This is a genomic window from Microcoleus sp. MOSTC5 (assembly GCF_036701825.1).
In the GTDB taxonomy this organism is placed as follows: domain Bacteria; phylum Cyanobacteriota; class Cyanobacteriia; order Cyanobacteriales; family Microcoleaceae; genus Microcoleus; species Microcoleus asticus.
In genome coordinates this window covers 1-1,591 of record NZ_JAUBRK010000167.1, presented here as the reverse complement: position 1 = coordinate 1,591, position 1,591 = coordinate 1, and the positions used below count along the sequence as shown (strand labels likewise).

Annotated in this window: 3 protein-coding genes; all 3 read left to right on the top strand. The window is 49.7% G+C overall.

Translation table 11 applies throughout. The annotated features are described in order from the left end of the window. Nucleotides 1-347 precede the first annotated feature (347 nt). Nucleotides 348-938 carry a ParA family protein gene (locus tag QUA54_RS34145; RefSeq protein WP_333184713.1) on the top strand — a complete coding sequence of 197 codons (591 nt, stop codon included), beginning with the start codon at nt 348-350 and terminating at the stop codon, nt 936-938. Then, nucleotides 935-1,186 (top strand): CopG family transcriptional regulator, encoded by a 252-nt coding sequence (locus QUA54_RS34140; RefSeq protein ID WP_333184716.1) that lies wholly within the window; start codon nt 935-937, stop codon nt 1,184-1,186. Before QUA54_RS34145 ends, QUA54_RS34140 begins: the two co-directional genes overlap by 4 nt. 160 nt (nt 1,187-1,346) lie before the next feature. Further along, nucleotides 1,347-1,591 (top strand): hypothetical protein (locus tag QUA54_RS34135; RefSeq protein ID WP_333419454.1); only part of this gene is annotated, 245 nt, incomplete at its 3' end.

Sequence of the window (1,591 nt, the reverse complement as noted above, 5' to 3'; positions counted from 1 at the left end):
GGAGTAAGTGCCGAAACTATTGAAACTGCTGCTGCTAAAGGCAGCAGTTCCTTTGTTGAATGGAGCAAACGGCGAGATCCTGGTTCAAGAGCATGGCACAAAAAGGGCAACTTTTACCATCCGAATCCAGATTGAGGTAGAACAATGTAGCTGCTTTGATTTGTGGGAAGATCCACCGCCTCTCATCGCCTACAACCGAACGCTACGTTGTTATCGTTAATTAGCCGAGCCAACCCGCCCTATAACTGGCTAGATACGGCATTATTTTAAACGTTCAACCATTTAAATGTCTAGACATTTAGATGATTAAGAGGTAAAGTTGAGTTAATCAACGTATCGATAAACCTATGATCGTGACAATCGCCTCATTCAAGGGCGGAGTCGGCAAGACAACTACAGCACTGCACTTGGCGGCTTACCTGCAAACCAAAGCGCCCACGCTTTTGGTAGACGGCGACCTCAACCGCAGTGCTTTGGATTGGGCTGCGCGGGGTTCCCTCCCGTTCAAAGTAGTGGATGAAAAGCAAGGAGTTCGCTTTGCCAGAGATTACGAGCACATCGTGATAGACACGCCGGCTCGACCAAACCCCGACGAACTCAAAACTGTAGCTGAAGGGTGCGATTTGCTGATATTACCGAGTTCTCCCGATGCGATGGCCCTGAGCGCGATGGTGCAAATGGTGGAAGCTCTGCATTCCCTAAAATCGAATTACCGCATTTTGCTCACCCTCATCCCACCTGCTCCTAGTAAAGTCGGGATTGAGTCTCGGAGAACGATCGAGAAAGCCCAGTTGCCGATATTCAAAGCTGAGATCAGGCGGCTAGCAGTATTTCAAAAAGCTGCCCTCGCCGGGGTTCCTGTAAACGCTATCAAAGACCCTTACGCCAAAGCTGCTTGGGGTTGTTATGCCGCTGTCGGCAAGGAGATATTGCCATGAGCCGCTTTGATGATTTACTGAAGGCGAAGAAACTCAAACCAGGCGAACCCGATCTCGAACCTGCACCAACTCCGGCATTACCCAAAAGCAAAGACCCAAACTTTGTCAGGGCTACTGTTTACCTGCCCAAACAAATGCACCGCGACCTCAAATCTGCTGCCGCACAGTCAGGTGAAGAAATCAGCGAGCTGGTTGAAAAGTCCGTCGCTCAATACCTCCAGCAGCTTAGTGCCAATACAACCATTTAAACGTTTGAACATTTGAATGGTTGTATGTTTGAATGTTGCGACTTTTTTCTCTTATGTGCAGCAGTTACCTTTCCCGTCAATCGCTGCATTCTTGAGTTCCTGGAATGTTGGGTGCATATGTTGGTAAGCTGGCACTGGACTCGTAAGGGAGCGGTGCAGCATGAAGAAAATACGGCAGTTGGGGGCGATCGCTCTGATTTTGGGGATGATGGCTGGCTGCAATCTGACATCAGCCCCGCCATCTTCACTACCGCGAGTTTCCCGTAAACCAGGGATCGAAAAGCCAAAGCAAAAACCTGCACCCACAGCGCAAAATCCCGTAGCTTCAGCAACCAACAACCGCAACTTGCTCCTGGGCAATCCCAGCAATGCAGCTCCCAGCGCTGCCAGCACAGACAACTATTT

Bases quoted from the DNA above. Each gene is read 5' to 3' on its own strand.
- QUA54_RS34145 (WP_333184713.1), top strand. From the start codon at position 348: ATGATCGTGACAATCGCCTCATTCAAGGGCGGAGTCGGCAAGACAACT.
- QUA54_RS34140 (WP_333184716.1), top strand. From the start codon at position 935: ATGAGCCGCTTTGATGATTTACTGAAGGCGAAGAAACTCAAACCAGGC.